Annotated in this window: 17 protein-coding genes; 10 read left to right on the top strand and 7 right to left on the bottom strand. The window is 69.3% G+C overall.

All coding sequences use genetic code 11. From position 1 onward, the window contains the following. Position 1 precedes the first annotated feature (1 nt). From ACE3QW_RS10330 to ACE3QW_RS10310, 5 genes are all read right to left on the bottom strand, one after another. Positions 2 to 832, bottom strand: a complete 831-nt coding sequence (locus ACE3QW_RS10330) for an anti-sigma factor (RefSeq protein WP_374251432.1) — start codon at positions 830 to 832, stop codon at positions 2 to 4. After that, positions 829 to 1473, bottom strand: coding sequence for a sigma-70 family RNA polymerase sigma factor (locus ACE3QW_RS10325; protein WP_374251431.1), 645 nt, complete (start codon positions 1471 to 1473; stop codon positions 829 to 831). The genes ACE3QW_RS10330 and ACE3QW_RS10325 overlap by 4 nt, the downstream gene beginning before the upstream one ends. A gap of 151 nt (positions 1474 to 1624) precedes the next feature. Further along, on the bottom strand, positions 1625 to 1972 hold the full coding sequence (locus ACE3QW_RS10320) for a plastocyanin/azurin family copper-binding protein (protein ID WP_374251430.1): 348 nt from the start codon (positions 1970 to 1972) through the stop codon (positions 1625 to 1627). A gap of 69 nt (positions 1973 to 2041) precedes the next feature. Further along, a complete protein-coding gene (locus tag ACE3QW_RS10315; protein WP_374251429.1) occupies positions 2042 to 3010 on the bottom strand; it encodes a metallophosphoesterase in 969 nt (322 codons plus the stop codon). 128 nt (positions 3011 to 3138) lie between these two features. Continuing rightward, on the bottom strand, positions 3139 to 4086 hold the full coding sequence (locus tag ACE3QW_RS10310; protein ID WP_374251428.1) for a LysR family transcriptional regulator: 948 nt from the start codon (positions 4084 to 4086) through the stop codon (positions 3139 to 3141). Between the two features lie 131 nt (positions 4087 to 4217). On the opposite strand from ACE3QW_RS10310, the gene ACE3QW_RS10305 reads away from it, so the two are divergent. From ACE3QW_RS10305 to mtnK, 7 genes are all read left to right on the top strand, one after another. After that, complete coding sequence (locus ACE3QW_RS10305) at positions 4218 to 4781, top strand: carboxymuconolactone decarboxylase family protein (RefSeq protein WP_024278699.1); 564 nt, start codon at positions 4218 to 4220, stop codon at positions 4779 to 4781. A gap of 139 nt (positions 4782 to 4920) precedes the next feature. Continuing rightward, positions 4921 to 5568: a pyridoxamine 5'-phosphate oxidase family protein gene (locus tag ACE3QW_RS10300; protein WP_374251427.1), complete on the top strand. Its 648-nt coding sequence runs from the start codon at positions 4921 to 4923 to the stop codon at positions 5566 to 5568. Between the two features lie 98 nt (positions 5569 to 5666). Beyond that, positions 5667 to 6485, top strand: coding sequence for a DUF2064 domain-containing protein (locus tag ACE3QW_RS10295; RefSeq protein ID WP_374251426.1), 819 nt, complete (start codon positions 5667 to 5669; stop codon positions 6483 to 6485). Positions 6486 to 6522: 37 nt separating this feature from the next. After that, positions 6523 to 7590, top strand: a complete 1068-nt coding sequence (locus ACE3QW_RS10290) for a radical SAM/SPASM domain-containing protein (protein ID WP_374251425.1) — start codon at positions 6523 to 6525, stop codon at positions 7588 to 7590. After that, positions 7591 to 8319 carry a glycosyltransferase family 2 protein gene (locus ACE3QW_RS10285; protein WP_374251424.1) on the top strand — a complete coding sequence of 243 codons (729 nt, stop codon included), beginning with the start codon at positions 7591 to 7593 and terminating at the stop codon, positions 8317 to 8319. A gap of 9 nt (positions 8320 to 8328) precedes the next feature. Beyond that, entirely contained in the window at positions 8329 to 9219 is an 891-nt protein-coding gene (locus ACE3QW_RS10280; RefSeq protein ID WP_374251423.1) for a nucleoside phosphorylase, read from the top strand. A 13-nt stretch (positions 9220 to 9232) separates the two neighbouring features. After that, entirely contained in the window at positions 9233 to 10495 is a 1263-nt protein-coding gene (mtnK, locus tag ACE3QW_RS10275; RefSeq protein ID WP_374251422.1) for an S-methyl-5-thioribose kinase, read from the top strand. Between the two features lie 16 nt (positions 10496 to 10511). Here the strand turns inward: mtnK and ACE3QW_RS10270 are convergent, their stop codons facing one another. Then, the gene (locus ACE3QW_RS10270; protein ID WP_374251421.1) at positions 10512 to 10982 is read right to left on the bottom strand and encodes a PRC-barrel domain-containing protein; all 471 of its coding nucleotides are present in this window, start codon (positions 10980 to 10982) and stop codon (positions 10512 to 10514) included. Positions 10983 to 11098: 116 nt separating this feature from the next. Between ACE3QW_RS10270 and ACE3QW_RS10265 the strand changes: the two genes are divergently transcribed. From ACE3QW_RS10265 to ACE3QW_RS10255, 3 genes are read left to right on the top strand one after another with little or no spacing between them, the layout of a single operon-like run. Further along, complete coding sequence (locus ACE3QW_RS10265; RefSeq protein ID WP_374251420.1) at positions 11099 to 11764, top strand: cytochrome b/b6 domain-containing protein; 666 nt, start codon at positions 11099 to 11101, stop codon at positions 11762 to 11764. A gap of 14 nt (positions 11765 to 11778) precedes the next feature. Continuing rightward, entirely contained in the window at positions 11779 to 12570 is a 792-nt protein-coding gene (locus ACE3QW_RS10260) for a molybdopterin-dependent oxidoreductase (protein ID WP_374251419.1), read from the top strand. Positions 12571 to 12589: 19 nt separating this feature from the next. Then, positions 12590 to 14614: a hypothetical protein gene (locus tag ACE3QW_RS10255; RefSeq protein ID WP_374251418.1), complete on the top strand. Its 2025-nt coding sequence runs from the start codon at positions 12590 to 12592 to the stop codon at positions 14612 to 14614. A 74-nt stretch (positions 14615 to 14688) separates the two neighbouring features. On the opposite strand, the gene ACE3QW_RS10250 is transcribed toward ACE3QW_RS10255, so the two are convergent. Continuing rightward, on the bottom strand, positions 14689 to 14958 hold the full coding sequence (locus ACE3QW_RS10250; protein ID WP_374251417.1) for a hypothetical protein: 270 nt from the start codon (positions 14956 to 14958) through the stop codon (positions 14689 to 14691). Positions 14959 to 15124 lie beyond the last annotated feature (166 nt).

Genomic DNA, 15124 nt, shown 5'->3' with positions numbered 1-15124 from the left:
GCTATTTCGGCAGCGCCTCGGTGAAGTCCTCCTGAAACTCCTTCAGCTCCACCGGATTGAGGTCAGACACCGCCCAATAGGACAGCCCCGCCTCGCTCCAGCCCATGAGCGTGTAGCCGTCGCGGCCCTTCACCGTGTGTGCGCCGGATGCGCCCGGCCAGACGAAGACGTTGATGACATGGCCATTGCGGCGATAGACGAGCGCCGCGACCACCCGTCCCCCCACATAATCGAGGCGCCCGCCCACGAGCGGAAACCCGCGCGCAGCGAGGTCCACCACCGGCGGGGAGAAATCGATCCGGCCGCCGAACCACGGCTTCACCGTGTGCTGGTTGGACGAGGCCACGTCGGTGAGATGATCGGCGAGCAGTGATCGGACATGGCCTGCGACCAGTTCGTCCTCCAGGGCGCCCCCGCGCGGCGGCAGGACGGCGATGACGAGAGCCACGGCCAGCACCGCGAGGGAGGGCACGAGGCTCCACCGCGCGAACCGTTCGCGCATCACGGTGCGCCCCGCGTCGCCCCACAGGCGCCGCCACAGCGCCGCCGGGCTCCAGCCCGCCGCCGGCGCGGCATTGGCCGCCTCCGCCGCGAGGGCGGCGACCACGCTCTCGCGCAGCCCCTCCGGCACCGGCCAGCGTGCCTCCCCGGAGGCGAGGAGCGTGTGCGTGTTTTCCAGCCCCCGCAGGTGCGCGGCGCAGGCCGGACAGGATGCCAGATGCCGCTCCACCTCCAGGACGTGGACGGCGTCGAGTTCCCCGTCGAGGTAAGAATTGAGCCGCGTGTCCCAGTCGGCGCAGGGCTCCGGCGCGCGATCCGGACCTTCGCTCATCGCACCGCCTCCGGTCCGGCGGCAACGCGCTCCCACAAATCGGCGAAATGGCGCCGCGCGCGGGACAGGCGCGACATGACGGTGCCCACCGGCACGCCCGCGACGTCGGCGATCTCGCGATAGGAGAGTTCATCCAGCTCGCGCAGCACCAGCACCTCGCGCAGGGGTTCTGGGAGCAGTTCGAGTGTGCCGCGCACCCGGTCGGCCTGCGAACGGCGCAGCAGGATGGTCTCCGGCGTCTCGCCGTCCACCAGCAGATCGAGCGCGTCGTCCGTGTCGCCGCCGTCCTCTGCGGCCACCGCGTCCGGCGCGCGGCGCTGCATCTCGCGGCGTCGGTGATCGCGCCAGGTGAGGTGGCAGTTGCGCACGATGGCAAGCAGCCAAGCCCGAGCGCTGCCGCCCTTGAAATCGGCGAAAGCGCGATAGGCGCGCAGATAGGCGTCCTGCACGATATCCTGCGCGGCATCCGCATCGCGGGTGAGATAGCGGGCAAGGGTATAGGCGGCGTCGAGATGGGGCAGCATGCTGGCGCGGAAGTGCGCCGCCTCCATGGCGGTCAGCGGCCGACCGGGCCGCGCCTCCTCGGCGCGCCCCGCAGCTCCCTCCACCGATGCCGCGGCCACGGCGAAGAGCGCGCGCATCGCATCCGCGACGGCGATAAAGACGCCGCGCGGCCGGCTCGCGCCCGCGCCCCGCCACCGCCGCCCGCCTGCAAGCGGAAAGGTCGCAATCGAGATCATTCCATGTCCGTTCCGGATGGAGGGGGCGGCCGGAGCCGCCCCGGACCGAGCATCAGCCGCCCGCTTTCACGATGACCTTTCCGACCATGTGCGGGTGAAGGGAACAGAAATACGAGTAATCTCCCGCATTCGTGAAGGTGAAGGAGAATTTGCCTTCCGTATCGAGAGCCTTCGACCGGAAGGCCTGCTTTTTATCCACCACCGTGTGGGGAATATCGTCGTTGTTGATCCAGGTCACAGTGGTACCTGGCGTGACGGTGACTTCGGCCGGCGTGAAGGTAAAATTGTCGATGCTGACTGTGACCTCCTCGGCAGCGGCCGGCGTCGCGAGGGCGCCGAGGGCAAGACAGATGGCGAGCGCCGCAACCTGCGGCGGAAGGGGAAGACGCGATCGTTTCACGGATGAAGCTCCTGACGGATGACGCCGGCCGCAGCCGACCATGACGAATGAAGGGCGACGGGGGGCGGCTCAGCCTTCGAGCGGCGTGTCGATAATGGCGAGCGGCTCGGAGCCGCGGACGAAATTGACCGTCGCGATGCCGAGATTCTTCCTCAGCTCGCCCGCCGGCAGCTTCAGCGGCCCGGGCGAAGGCGCGGTGCCGGGGGCGGGCTGCGGGAAGGCCGTGGACCGTGCGGTGTGGAAGGAGACGTTGCCTTCCACCTTCTGCATCACCTGGTGGATGTGCCCGTTGAGCACCGTCACGGAGCCGAACCTTTTCAGATAGGACAGGGCCTCCAGCCCATCGGCGGTGCCCCAGCCCCATTCGGGATAGACGGTCCACAGCGGGATGTGGGCGAACACCACGAGGGGCATCGAGGACGGCAGGCCGGCGACGTCATTCTCCAGCCATTCCAGCTGCTCGGCGCCGAGATTGCCAAGACCGCCAGCCTTCAGGTTCACCACGTTCACAAGCGCGATGAAATGCACGCCGCCATGGTCGTAGCTGTACCAGCCGGCGCCCTTTGCGCCCTTGCCGTAGCGGTCGAGATAGGCCTTGCCTTGACCGTCGTCGAGGAGGTCGTGCTCGCCCGGCACGTAGAAGACGGGGATGCCGGCCTCCTTGATGATCTGGTCGGCGTCGTCGAATTCCTTGTCCTTGGACAGGTGGCTGATGTCGCCGGTGTGGATCATGAAGACGGGTTTCTCCTTCAGCGTCCGGATACGGGCCACCGCTTCCCGCAGCGTGCCCAGCGCATCCGGATTGGCGGCCTTGTCGAAGCCCACATGGCTGTCGGAAATCTGCAGGAAGGTCAGCGCCTTCACCGGCTCGGCCGCGAGCGCGCGCCCGAGGCCCACGCCGCTCGCGACGCCGCCGGACATGGACCACAGGATTCCGGTGCCGGCCCAGGTCATGCACTCAAGGAAGCCGCGCCGGTCGATACCGTCGGCGTCAGGGCGGGGGGCGGTCTCGGACGACGGCCGTTCGTGTCTGCTCATGGATCTCTCCGCATGGCGCCGGGCACTGCCGGCGCTGCGACCGCGCGCCTGCATGGGGCGCCGCCGGCCGAGGCGTGGGCGTCGCCTCAGGGCGTCCCACATGGGCCAAGACCGGGGAGAGCGCCGGTTTATTCCCGACCGGAGAGATTTTTTGCGGCTGACGACACCGGCAAAGCGGCGAGCCGGTTTCGCAGGCGGGGCACGGTGAAGGTCACGAAGGCCCGCAGCTTCGCCGCCGGCAGGCGCGCCTCTGGATAGACGATGGCCACCGGCAAGGGCGGGCCTTCATACTCCTCCAGCAGCAATGCGAGGCGCCCGGCGGCCACCGCCTCCTCCACCTGATAGGAGAGCACCCGCGTGATGCCGCGGCCGCGCACGGCGGCATCGATGGCCGCCTCGGCGCCGTTCACCACATAATGCGGGCGCACCGTCACCTGCTTGCGGGAACCGCCGCCGGGACCGGGCGCGAAGCTCCAGATGGAATTGTCGGTGATCTGGGAGAAGGAGACGATGCGGTGGCTGGCGAGGTCCGCCGGTACGAGCGGCACGCCCTGGGCGGCGAGATAGGCGGGGCTCGCGCAGACCACGCGGCGCACCTCCCCCACCCGTGTCGCGACGAGGCTGGAATCCGGCAGATGGCCGATGCGCACCGCCGCGTCGTGGCCTTCGTCGATCAGGCTCACCACGCGATCCACCAGCAGCAGCCGCGCCTCCAGCTTCGGGTTTGCCTCCAGGAGGTCCTCCACCAGCGGCGCCACATGCAGCCGGCCGAAGGTGACGGGCGCTGTGATGGAGAGGAGGCCGCGCGGATCGGTGCGCTCCCCCGCTGCGAGCTGATCCGCCTCGGCGAGCTCGGCGAGGATGGCGCGGCAGGCGGCGAGATAGCGCTCGCCCGCCTTGGTGAGGTGCAGCGCGCGCGTGGTGCGGTGAAGGAGGCGGGTGCCCAGCCGCTCCTCCAGCAGCGCCACGGCCCGCGTGATGGCCGCCGGCGAGCGCCCGAGGCGCCGCGCCGCCCCGGCAAGGCTCCCTTCGTCCAGCGCGGCGACGAAGGCGGTCATGGCGTCGATGCGGTCCATCGCTCGATTTCAGAAAGTGAAACAATAGCTTTCAGATTATAGCCATTCTGCACAAGAGCGGGAAGCCCTAGCTATTCCTCACCGAGCCGCGAACAAACGCCGGCCCGAAGCGAAACGCGAAAGGCGCCCCCGTGAACCACTCTTCCAGCCGCATCCCGGCCCTCGACCCCGCCACCACCACCGGCAAGGCGAAGGACCTGCTCTCCGCCGTCCAGGCGAAGTTCGGCGCCACGCCGAACCTGTTCAAGGTCGCCGCCAACGCGCCCGCCGCTCTGGAGGGCCTCATCGGCCTGTCCGGCGCGCTGGGCTCTGGCGCACTGCCGGCGAAGACGCGCGAAAGCCTCGCCATCGCCGTCGCCGAGGTGAATGGCTGCGACTATTGCCTCTCCGCCCACAGCCTCATCGGCAAGGGCGCCGGCCTCTCCGACGCCGATATCACCCTCGCCCGCGCCGGCCGCGCGGCGGACAGCAAGGCGGAAGGCGCCCTCGCCTTCGCCCGCGCAGTGGTCGCCAAGCGCGGCCAGGTGAGCGACGCGGACCTTGCCGCCGCCCGCGCCGCCGGCCTCGACGACGGCGCGCTGGTGGAAGTGGTGGCGCATGTCGCCGTGAACATCTTCACCAACTACCTCAACAACGTCGCCGGCACCGAGATCGACTTTCCCGTGGTGCGCTCCGGCACGCCGCGGGCCGCCTGAGGCCTGCGGCCGGCATCCGAACGCGCTCCGCCGGACGAACCGCCCCTCAAACGGCGGAGCGTGGGCGGGTGCCAGCCGAAGCCTCACAGCCGGGCCCCTCCGGGGGCCCGGCACCTCGTGTTTTCCGAAGGAGGCTGCCATGTCCGAACCCCTCGCAATCACGCCCTCCAGCGATGTCGCCTTCACGGCGGCGGTGAAGGCGGCGCAGCAGGCGCGCGGCTCGCGCCAGGCCTATGCCCGCGTCGAGGCGCGCGGCGGCTTCCGCACGGAGCTGACGCCGGATTTCGTGCAGTTCCTCGGCGGGATCGACACCGCCTTCCTCGCCACCGCGAATGCCGCCGGCCAGCCCTATGTGCAGCATCGCGGCGGGCCGAAGGGCTTCATCCGCGTGCTGGACGCGCGCACCCTCGGCATGGCGGATTTCAGCGGCAACCGGCAGTACATCACGGTCGGCAATGTCTCGGAAAACCCGAAGGGGTTCCTGTTCCTGATGGACTACACCCACCGCCGCCGCATCAAGGTGTGGGGCGAACTCTCCATGGTGGAGGGAGATGCGGACCTCGTGGCGCGCCTGATGCCGGAGGACTACGGCGCCATTCCCGAGCGTGCCCTGCTGTTCCACGTAACCGCATGGGACATCAACTGCCCGCAGCACATCCCGCAGAAGATCGACGCCGCGCTCGTCGCCGCCGCCTTGCAGGAGCGTGAGGCGCGCATCGCTGCGCTGGAGATGGAGGTCGCTCGCCTGCGCGGCCTCACCGGCGAGGGCGATGCCGCAGGCGTGTGAAGCAAATCCTCCGTTCACTCGTTCGTGAACGGCGTAACGGGGGCCGCTTCCGCCGCGAATTCACTCACAGACAAGCAAAACCGGAACGGGGACGAGCCATGATCGACCTGCGCGAGGGCGTGCGCACACGCGCCCCGGGGTCTGGAGACCTGTGCGCCATCGCCGTGATGGCGAAGGCGTCGGCGCCCGGACGCACCAAGACGCGGCTCTGCCCGCCGCTCGATCCCACGGAGGCGGCGGCGTTCAACACCGCCTTCATCCAGGACATCGTGGGCAACATCCTCGCCGCCGGTCGAATAGCGCCGGTCTCTGCCTACGTCGCCTATGGGCCCGCAGGAGCCGCGCATTTCTTCGATGCCGTGCTGCCGCCGGGCGTCGGGCGGATGGAGGCGGTAGCCCCCGGATTCGGCGCCTGCCTGACGATGACGCTCGCCCACCTCTTCGCCCTCGGACATCCGGCGGCAGCGGTGCTGAATGCCGACAGCCCGACGCTGCCCCCTGCCCTGCTCGCGGAACTTGCCGACGTGCTCGCCCAGCCCGGCGACCGCGCCGTGCTCGGCCCGTCCACGGACGGCGGCTATTACGTGCTCGGCCTGAAGGCGCCGCACTGGCACCTGTTCGCGGACATCGACTGGAGCACCGAGCGCGTGTTCGAGCAGACGCTGGCGCGCGCCGCCGAGATCGACCTTCCCGTCCATGTGCTGCCGCCCTGGTACGACGTGGACGACGCCCACGCCCTGCGCCTGCTCCATGGCGAACTGGTCGCCGGCGTACCCTTCGGCACCGCGCCCCTCGCCCGCGGCGCGGCGCGCAACAGCGCGGACCTGCTCCGGCGCCTTCTCAGCCACGAACGCCTCGCGGAACGGCTCGGCCTGCCCGTGGCCGACATCGATCCTCCCTGCCGCCGCGCGTCCTGATCGCGGCCGCCTCCCCTTCCAGCAACGGATCTTGCCGATGAACGCTCTCACCCCCGGCGCGCCCGCCGTCTCCCGCCGCTATTTCGAGCGGGCGGAAACGGACCGCACCAGCGTGCCGGTCCGAAAGCCGGTGTGCCTCTATCTGGAGACCACGAACCGCTGCAACCTGCTCTGCACCACCTGCCCGCGCACCTATGAAGAGCTTGAGCCGCCGGCGGACATGAGCTGGGAGCTGTTCACCTCCATCGTGGACCAGATCCCCGATCTCGAACGCTGCGTGCTGCACGGCGTCGGCGAGCCCATGCTGGTGCCCGACCTCGACCGCATGGTCCGCTACCTCAAGGATCGCGGCACCTATGTGCTGTTCAACACCAACGGCACGGTGCTGACCGAGAAGAACGGCCGCGCCATGATCGCCGCCGGCCTCGACGAACTGCGCGTCTCCCTCGACGCCGCCAACTCACATTCCTACCGCGCCATCCGCGGCAAGAACTACTTCGACCGCATCCTGAAGAACGTGCGCGCCTTCCGCGACCTTCAGGAGCGCGAGGGCCACACCAATCCCCGCGTCTCCGCCTGGCTCACGGGCCTGAAGGAGACGATCTCCGAACTGCCCGACTTCGTGCGCGTGGCGGCGGAACTGGGGGTGCGGGAAGTCTATCTCCAGCGCCTCGTCTTCTTCGAACAGGAAGCCATCGGCCGCGCCCGCCCGGATCAGGCGCTCTACGAGCAGATCAACACCGATGAAGCCGCCCATATCGCCGAGGCTGCGCGGGTGGCGGCGGAGCTGGGGATGGTCTTCTCCGCCTCCGGCGCAGCCTCCGAGCCGGGCATGAGCCTGAAACGGCCGGAGAAGGGCTCGCCCTGGTCCATGTGCCGGCGGCCCTGGACGGTGATGTACTTCACCGCCAACGGACGGGCCCTGCCCTGCTGCATCGCGCCCTTCTCCCAGCGCGGCTACGAGAACTACACGCTGGGCGACGCGACGACCCAGTCCCTCTCCGACATCTGGCACGGCGACGCCTACAAGGCGTTCCGCGCCGGCCTCCTCTCCGAAACGCCGCCGGCCGCCTGTGCCAATTGCGGCCTGCGCTGGAGCCTCTAGATGGCCCGCGCAGGCGCTCCGAGGGTCGCCCTCGTCATCCCGACGCTGAACGAGGCCGAGGCCATCGCCGCGACGCTCGCGGAGATTCCCACCGGCGTCGTTGATCTCGTGGTGGTCGCCGATGGCGGCTCCACCGACGGCACGCAGGAAATCGCGGCAGCCGCAGGGGCCACCGTGCTCGCCTCCGGCCGCGGCTTCGGCCGCGCCTGCCTCGAAGGCGTGTGCGAGGCCCGCGACGCCGACATCATCGCCTTCATGGATGCGGACGGCGCGGATGATCCGGCTTTCCTGCCGGCTCTGCTCAGGCCGCTCGCCGAGGGCAAGGCCGACTTCGCCATCGCCTCCCGCACCCGCGGCGTGCGCGAGCCCGGCGCCATGGCCTGGCATCAGGTGGCGGCGGGGCGCGCGGCGGGCCTCGGCATCCGCGCGCTCTACGGCGTCGCCTATTCGGACATGTGCACCTTCCGCGCCATCCGCCGTGAGGCGCTGGTCGGGCTCGGCATGCGGGAACTCACCTACGGCTGGAACATCGAGATGCAGATGCGCGCCGCCCGTGCCGGGCTCGCCATCGTCGAGATTCCCGTCGCCTACCGCCGCCGCAGGGGCGGCGTTTCCAAGGTCGCCGGCAACCTCTCCACCACCCTGACCGCCGGCACCCGCATCGTCTCCACCTTCCTGCGGGTCGCGACCCAGAGCGCCGCGCCCGCCGTCGCGCCGAACAAGATGTGAGTGATCGCCATGCTGCTGCAGCCTCTCGACGAAGCCGACGACATCTCGCGCATGCGCGCCGTGCCTGTACCCTCCGGCTTCCTGCCTTCCGGTTTCCTGCCGCTGATCGAGCGGGCGGACCATCGCGCGCCATCGGTGTTCCGGCCCGAGAACATGATGCGCGAGGCGCGCCGCCAGAAAGGGCTCGACGCCGGCCCCGTTCCGCGCGTGGTGCTGCTCGATCCCGACGGCGACATGGTGGACTATGTGCGCGCGCATTTCGGCGCCGTCCGCTCGCCCTACTGGGCCTGTTACCACACGGACATGTGGACGTGGGAGGCGGAGGGCCTCTCCTTCGGCATCGTCGGCTATGCGGTGGGGGCGTCCTTCTCCGTGCTGGTGGCGGAGCAGGCCTTCGTCTGCGGCTGCGAGCTTTTGATCTCGGTCGCCTCCGCCGGGCAGATCGCCGAGCACGCGCCGCCCTCCTACCACATCATCATCGACCGGGCCCTGCGCGACGAGGGCACGAGCTACCACTATCTGCCGCCCGCCCCCTTCGCCCCGGCGAACCCGGAGGTGATCACCATCGCCCGCGCCGCCTGCAGCGAGGCGGTGGGACCGGTGCTGACCGGCGCCACCTGGACCACCGACGCGCCGTTCCGCGAAACCGAGGCCGCCATCGCCCGCCGCAAGGCCGAGGGCCTGCTGGCGGTGGAGATGGAGGCGGCCGCGCTCTACGCCTTCGCCCACGCGCAAGGAAAGCCGGTGCTGTGCCTCGCCCACGTCACCAACCAGCTCGGGCGGGTACATGGCGACTTCGAGAAGGGCGACCACAACGGCGCCTCCCGCTCCATCGCCCTCGCCGCCGGCTTTGCCACCGCCTGGATGGCGCACTGCGCCCAAACCGTTCACCCCCGCTGAGAGGCCGGCCTCGATGCTCGACCGCACCGCCTATCTCGCCCTCGACGCATCGAGCCTGCCGCGCCGCCTCGGCGGACGGCCGGAGCTTCTGGACCGGCTCGGCCCGGCCGAGGCCTGGCAGGTGCGGGAAGTGGGGGACGGCAACCTCAACCTCGTCTTCATCGTCGAGGGGCCGAAGGGCTCCGTCGTGGTGAAGCAGGCGCTGCCCTATGCCCGCGTGGTGGGCGAGAGCTGGCCCATGTCCCTCGACCGCGCCTTCTTCGAGCATGAGGCGCTGTCGCGTCTCGGCGCGCGCGATCCCGGCCGTACGCCGGAACTCCTCTTCTTCGATCCCGCCCAGGCGATGCTCGCCATGGAGCACCTGACCCCACACAAGGTGGCGCGCCGCGCCTTCATGGCGGGGGAGGAACTGCCGCTGCTCGGCACCCACCTCGGTCTCTACCTCGCCCGCACGCTCTTCCGGGGCTCGGACTGGTCCATGCCCACGACGGCGCGCAAGGCCGATCTCGCATTGTTCGCGGGCAATGCGGAGCTTGCCGGCATCACCGAGGAACTGGTCTTCTCCGACCCGTTCAAAGCCGCCCCCCTCAACCGGCATACGCCGGGACTCGATGACGTCGCGGGCGCCTTCCGCGCAGACCGCCCGCTGAAGCTCGCGGCTGTGGAGATGAAGGCGCGCTTTGCGACCTGCGCCGAGACCCTGCTGCACGGCGACCTGCACACCGGATCGGTGATGGCGACGCCCACCGACACGCGGGTGATCGACGCCGAGTTCGCCCTCTACGGCCCCATGGGCTTCGATGTGGGCGTGTGCCTGGCCAACCTCTGGATGGCCGCCTTCGCGCAGGAGGGCCACCGCGCCGACGCGCGGGCGGCAGCCGCCTATTGCGAATTCCTGCTGGCCACCGCCGGCATCCTGTGGCGGACCTTCGAGGCGGAATTCTCCCGCCTCTGGACGCACGAGCGCACCGGCATCCTCGGCGGCTCCGACCTGTTCGAGGCTCAGGGGGACGAGGCCGGCGCGAAGGTGGCGCTTGCGACCCATCTGACTTCCGTCTGGCAGGATGCGCTGGGCTTCGCCGGCATGGAGATCAGCCGCCGCATCCTCGGCCTTGCCCATATCGCCGAGTTCGAGACCATCGCGGACATCGGCCTGCGCGCGCGGCTGGAGCGGCGCGCGCTCGCCTTCGGCCGGCATTTGGCGCTGAACCGGCGGCAGATCCCGTCCATCGAGGCGGCGAACCTGCTGGTGGAAACGCAAAGGGCGCGGCCATGACCGCGCCCCTTCCCAATCAGCGCCGAGTGATGGCGATGCGGATGATGTCGTCCGCCGGCACGCTCTGGCCGGCAGCAGGCGTCCAGGACGCGAGCTTCGGCAGGTCGTCGCGCGGGATGTCCAGAAGCGCGATCTGCCGGCCGAGGATCGCCACCGTCTCGAGGGGCACCGGCACCGGTCGGCCGCCGTGGCCGAACCAGCCGCCCACCGGCACCACGAGCACGATGCCGCCCTCCGGCGTGCGCGCCACCTCGGTGACGAACCCCAGCGTGCGGTCGTCGAAATCGAGCAACGGCAGGCCCACGAGATCGCCCACCCGCACCTTCTGGGGAAAGCGCTCGGCCATCCGCTCGGCGGGGGTGAGGTCATCCTCACCCGGCGCGGTCTGGGTGTTGGCGTGGGGCGGACCGCCCGCGAAGGCCGGCGCGCCGATGCCGGTCGCACCGAGAACGAGGGCGAGCGCCAGAACAGGACGAATGGGGTTCATGCAAAGACTCCATGAGTTTTTATCTGACGATATACATCGTCATATACGAATCTCGGTCAACATTTATTACAAGACGCAAAAATAAATACGCAAAGTCCGAAAAGAAAGCGATGCACATGAAAGAACACACATCAAGACGCATGCATCCGCTTGCCTTGCGGATCATGCACTGGACCAACGCCATCGCCATGATCGTCATGATCGGCAGCGGCTGGAAGATCTACAATGACGAGGTGATCTTCGGCTTCCTGCACTTCCCGCAGGCGATCGTGCTCGGCGTGTGGGCGCAGCACGCCTTGCAATGGCACTTCTTCGGCATGTGGGTGCTGGTGCTGAACGGCATCGCCTATCTCACCTACGGCATCGCCACCGGCCGCTTCGCCCGCCTGCTCTTCCCCATCCGCCCGCGCGAGGTGATTGCCGAGGCCGTCGCCGCCTTGACCTTTCGGCTGAAGCACCAGGATCTGACCCACTACAACGCGGTGCAGAAGCTGCTCTATGTGGGCGTCATCACCATCATCGTGGTGCAGGTGGCCTCGGGCCTCGCCATCTGGAAGCCAGTGCAGTTTTCCGGGCTCGCCTCGATGTTCGGCGGCTTCCAGTCGGCGCGGCTCATCCACTTCCTCGGCATGGCGGCCATCGTGCTGTTCATGGTGGTGCATGTGGCCCTCGCACTGCTGGTGCCGAAGACGCTGCTCGCCATGTTCACCGGCGGCCCGCGTCTTGCCGATCCCGACACCCTCCCTGCCGATGGCGCGCCCGCGCCCGATCCCTCGCGCTGACCTGAGGCAAGCCCATGTCCCTCCGCTCCTTCTTCCGGCCAAACCGGGCCTCCATCGCGCGGCCCGACCAGAGCCTCATGGTCGAGAACCGTGCCCTTCTCGAGCGCATCGACCGCCGCAAATTGCTGCGCGGTTCGCTGAGCCTTGGCGCAATGTCGCTCCTCGCCGGCTGCGACATCTCCAATCGCGAAGAGGTTCAAGGGGTTCTTCGAACCGTCTCCGACTTCAACGACGGCGTGCAGGCCGCCCTGTTCGACCCGAAGCGGCTCGCCCCCACCTATTCCCGCGACCTCGTGGTGAAGCCGCCCCGCTTCAACGCCTATTACGAGATCGACGAGGTGAAGCCGGTGGACCTCTCCACCTGGCAGCTGGAACTCTCCGGCCTCGTCAAGGACAAGCGGCCGTGGACGCTGGATCGCATCAATGCGCTACCGCAGCAGGAAGTGATCATCCGCCACATCTGCGTGGAAGGCTGGGACTATATCGGCCAGTGGTCCGGCCCGAACCTCAGGGACTTTCTCACCCGCATCGGCGCCGACCTCACGGCGAAGTACATCGCCTTCTACGGCAATGACGATTACATGGAGAGCATCGACATGGCCTCGGCGCTCCACCCGCAGACCATCCTCGCCACGCACTATGCGGGCGAGCCCATCACGGACCCATTCGGCGCACCCATGCGGCTGCGCACGGCGGTGAAGCTCGGTTTCAAGAATCCCAAATGGATCCGCGCCATCGAGGTGACCAACACCTACCCCCTCGGCTTCTGGGAGAAGCAGGGCTTCAACTGGTTCGCTGGCCTGTGACGGCCGGCGCCGCCCGCTGATGGTGTCCCTCCCGAGCCTTCTCCTGTGCATCCCGCTGGCGCTTGTCCTGTGGGGAATTCCCGGCTGGCTTCTGGCGCGCGGACTGGGGCAAGATCGGACGGCGGCGCTGGCGTTGGCGCCTGCGCTCGGATGGGCCACGCAGACACCGGCCGCCGCCGCCTTGGCCCATCTGTTCGGCCTCTCGCCGGTCGTCATCATCGGATCAGCGGCGCTGGTAAGCCTGTGCGCGCTCGCCCTTCCCCGCGCGCCGGCCGGTGGTCGCTTTCCGCTCCTCGCGCTCGCGGTCGCCGGGCTACTGGCGCTGGTGCCGATGCTGGGCGTGCTGCCGAAGATGATGCCGGATGGCGCCATCGCGCTCGCCTCCCCCATCTACGACCACGCCAAGATCATCCTCATCGACGAGATCGCGCAGAACGGCATCATCCCGCCCGCCAATCCCGTGTTCGGGGCGGGCGGCGCGGCGGGGACGGTGGCCTATTATTATCTTTGGCACTTCGGCGCGGCGGAACTCGCCCTCCTGTCCGGCGCGCACGGCTGGGCGGCAGATGCGGCCGCCACCTGGTTCACCGGCTTCGCGGCACTCGCGCTCGTCGCGGGGCTCGCCTTCCGCCTGCGCCCCGGCGCATCCGCCCCGCTCCTCGCGCTGCTTGCCGTGTCGGCGGGCTCGTTGCGGCCGGTGACGTCTGCGCTGTTTGGCGGCGCCCGGGTGGATCTTGCGCTTGAACCCGCATCGGGCCTCGCCGGGCTCCTCTACCAGACGAGTTGGAGCCCGCATCATGTCGCCTCGGCCACGGCCTGCGTGATCGCGGTGCTGCTGATGGCGCGGTTGCGCGCGGGCTCCGGTGCCGGGCAAGGGGCGGTGCTCGCGGGGCTGATCGGGCTCACCGCAGCGGCGGCCTTTGGCAGCTCCCTGTGGGTGGGCGGCGTCACCTTCGCGCTGGCTGGGACGGCGGCGGCGCTGGTGCTGGCATTCTCGCGCCCGGCGAAGGGCCGCCTGTGGTTCCTCGCGACGCTGGCCGGCGCGGCGCTGGTGGCGCTGGCGCTCGTCGCGCCACTGCTGATGGCGCAAATCCATGCGGCGGCAACGCGGGGCGGTGGAACTCCCGTCCAGCTCACGCCGCTGCCCGTGTTGGGGCCGGGATGGCCGGATGCGGCACGCGCGGTGCTCGACCCGCTCGCCTACTGGCTGGTGCTGCTGCCGGTGGAATTTCCGGGCATCCTGTTCGCCGGCGTCGCGGGGCTTGCGCTGGTGTTCGCCGGGCGCATGGGCGGTCGGTCGGGCCGGCAGATCGCGCGCCCGCTGGCGGCGCTGGCCGTCGCGGCGCTGGCGGTGAGCGCCACCCTGCAAAGCACGGCGGGGGAGAATAACGATCTGGGCTGGCGCGCCGTGCTGCCCGCCGTTCTGGTGCTGGCAGCCTTCGCGGGCGCGGCGTTATCCGAGGCGCTGTCGATGGCGCGTCTCTGGGCCATGCGGACACTGCGCATTCGGGAGGGCCGCGCCCTTCTCGCCGCCGGCCTCGCTCTTGTCGCCCTCGGACTGCCGGACACCCTCGCCCTCGCCCACCGCAACATCACGGGCGAACCGAGCGTGGACGGCCGCGTCTTCGCCGGTGATCCGGCGCTGTGGCGGGCGGTGCGCCGGGCGGTCGGGCCGGAGGTGCGGATCGCCAGCAATCCGGCGCGGCTGGAGAAGCTGACGCCCTGGCCCATCAACCTGTCGTGGGCGCTCCTGTCGCGCCGCCGCTCCTGCTTCGGCGGGCAGGAGATGGCGCTCGCCTTCGCGCCCCTCTCGGCATCGGAGCGTGTGGACGCGGCAATGCTCTTCGACCGGGTTTTTGCCGGCACCGGAACGGCAGAGGACGTGGCGACCCTGCGCTGGACCTTCGGCTGCGGCGCCATCGTCGTCACCGCGCAGGATGGCGCCTGGAGTCCCGATCCCTTTGCGTCCAGCGCACTCTATCGGCTGGCAGAGGAAGAGGATGGGCGATGGCGCATCTATGTGGCGAGCGCGGTCGCCCGCTGATTTCCTTGCCCCTTTCAGACGCGAAAAGCCGGCCGCGATGGAGAACCACCGCGGCCGGCTTTTGTGAGGCCCGATCAGCTGTTGCCGAGGCCGCGATCACCGAGCTTGAACAGCGCGCGGTCGGCATCGGAAAGGGCGTGCTCGGCGTTCTGCGCCCCGGCAAAGCCGTGGTGCACCCCGGTATCCGCACCATAACCGAGCGGCGCGGGATCGGTGTGGGTGATGCCGGCGGCGACGCGCACGCTCTCGCGGTTCACGGCGGTCTCGGTCTCGTCCGCGAAGGCGGCAGTGCCCAGGGCCAAAGCAGAGGCGAGGACGGCGAGGGAGAGGATCGACTTACGCATGTATTTTCTCCAGTATCGAAGCGTTGATGCTGGATATTCCGCAAGTCGAACCTCTCAGGTTACAATCAGTTCGAAAGACCTGTTCAACAGATTTTGAGATCACGAAAATCCTCCGCGCAACGCTGCGGAAACACTGTCGGGACCAAGGTCTCCGCGGCACGTCCCG

This window comes from Xanthobacter sp. (assembly GCF_041911315.1).
Classification (GTDB): Bacteria; Pseudomonadota; Alphaproteobacteria; order Rhizobiales; family Xanthobacteraceae; genus Xanthobacter; species Xanthobacter aminoxidans.
This window is presented reverse-complemented; position numbering and strand designations above follow the sequence as displayed.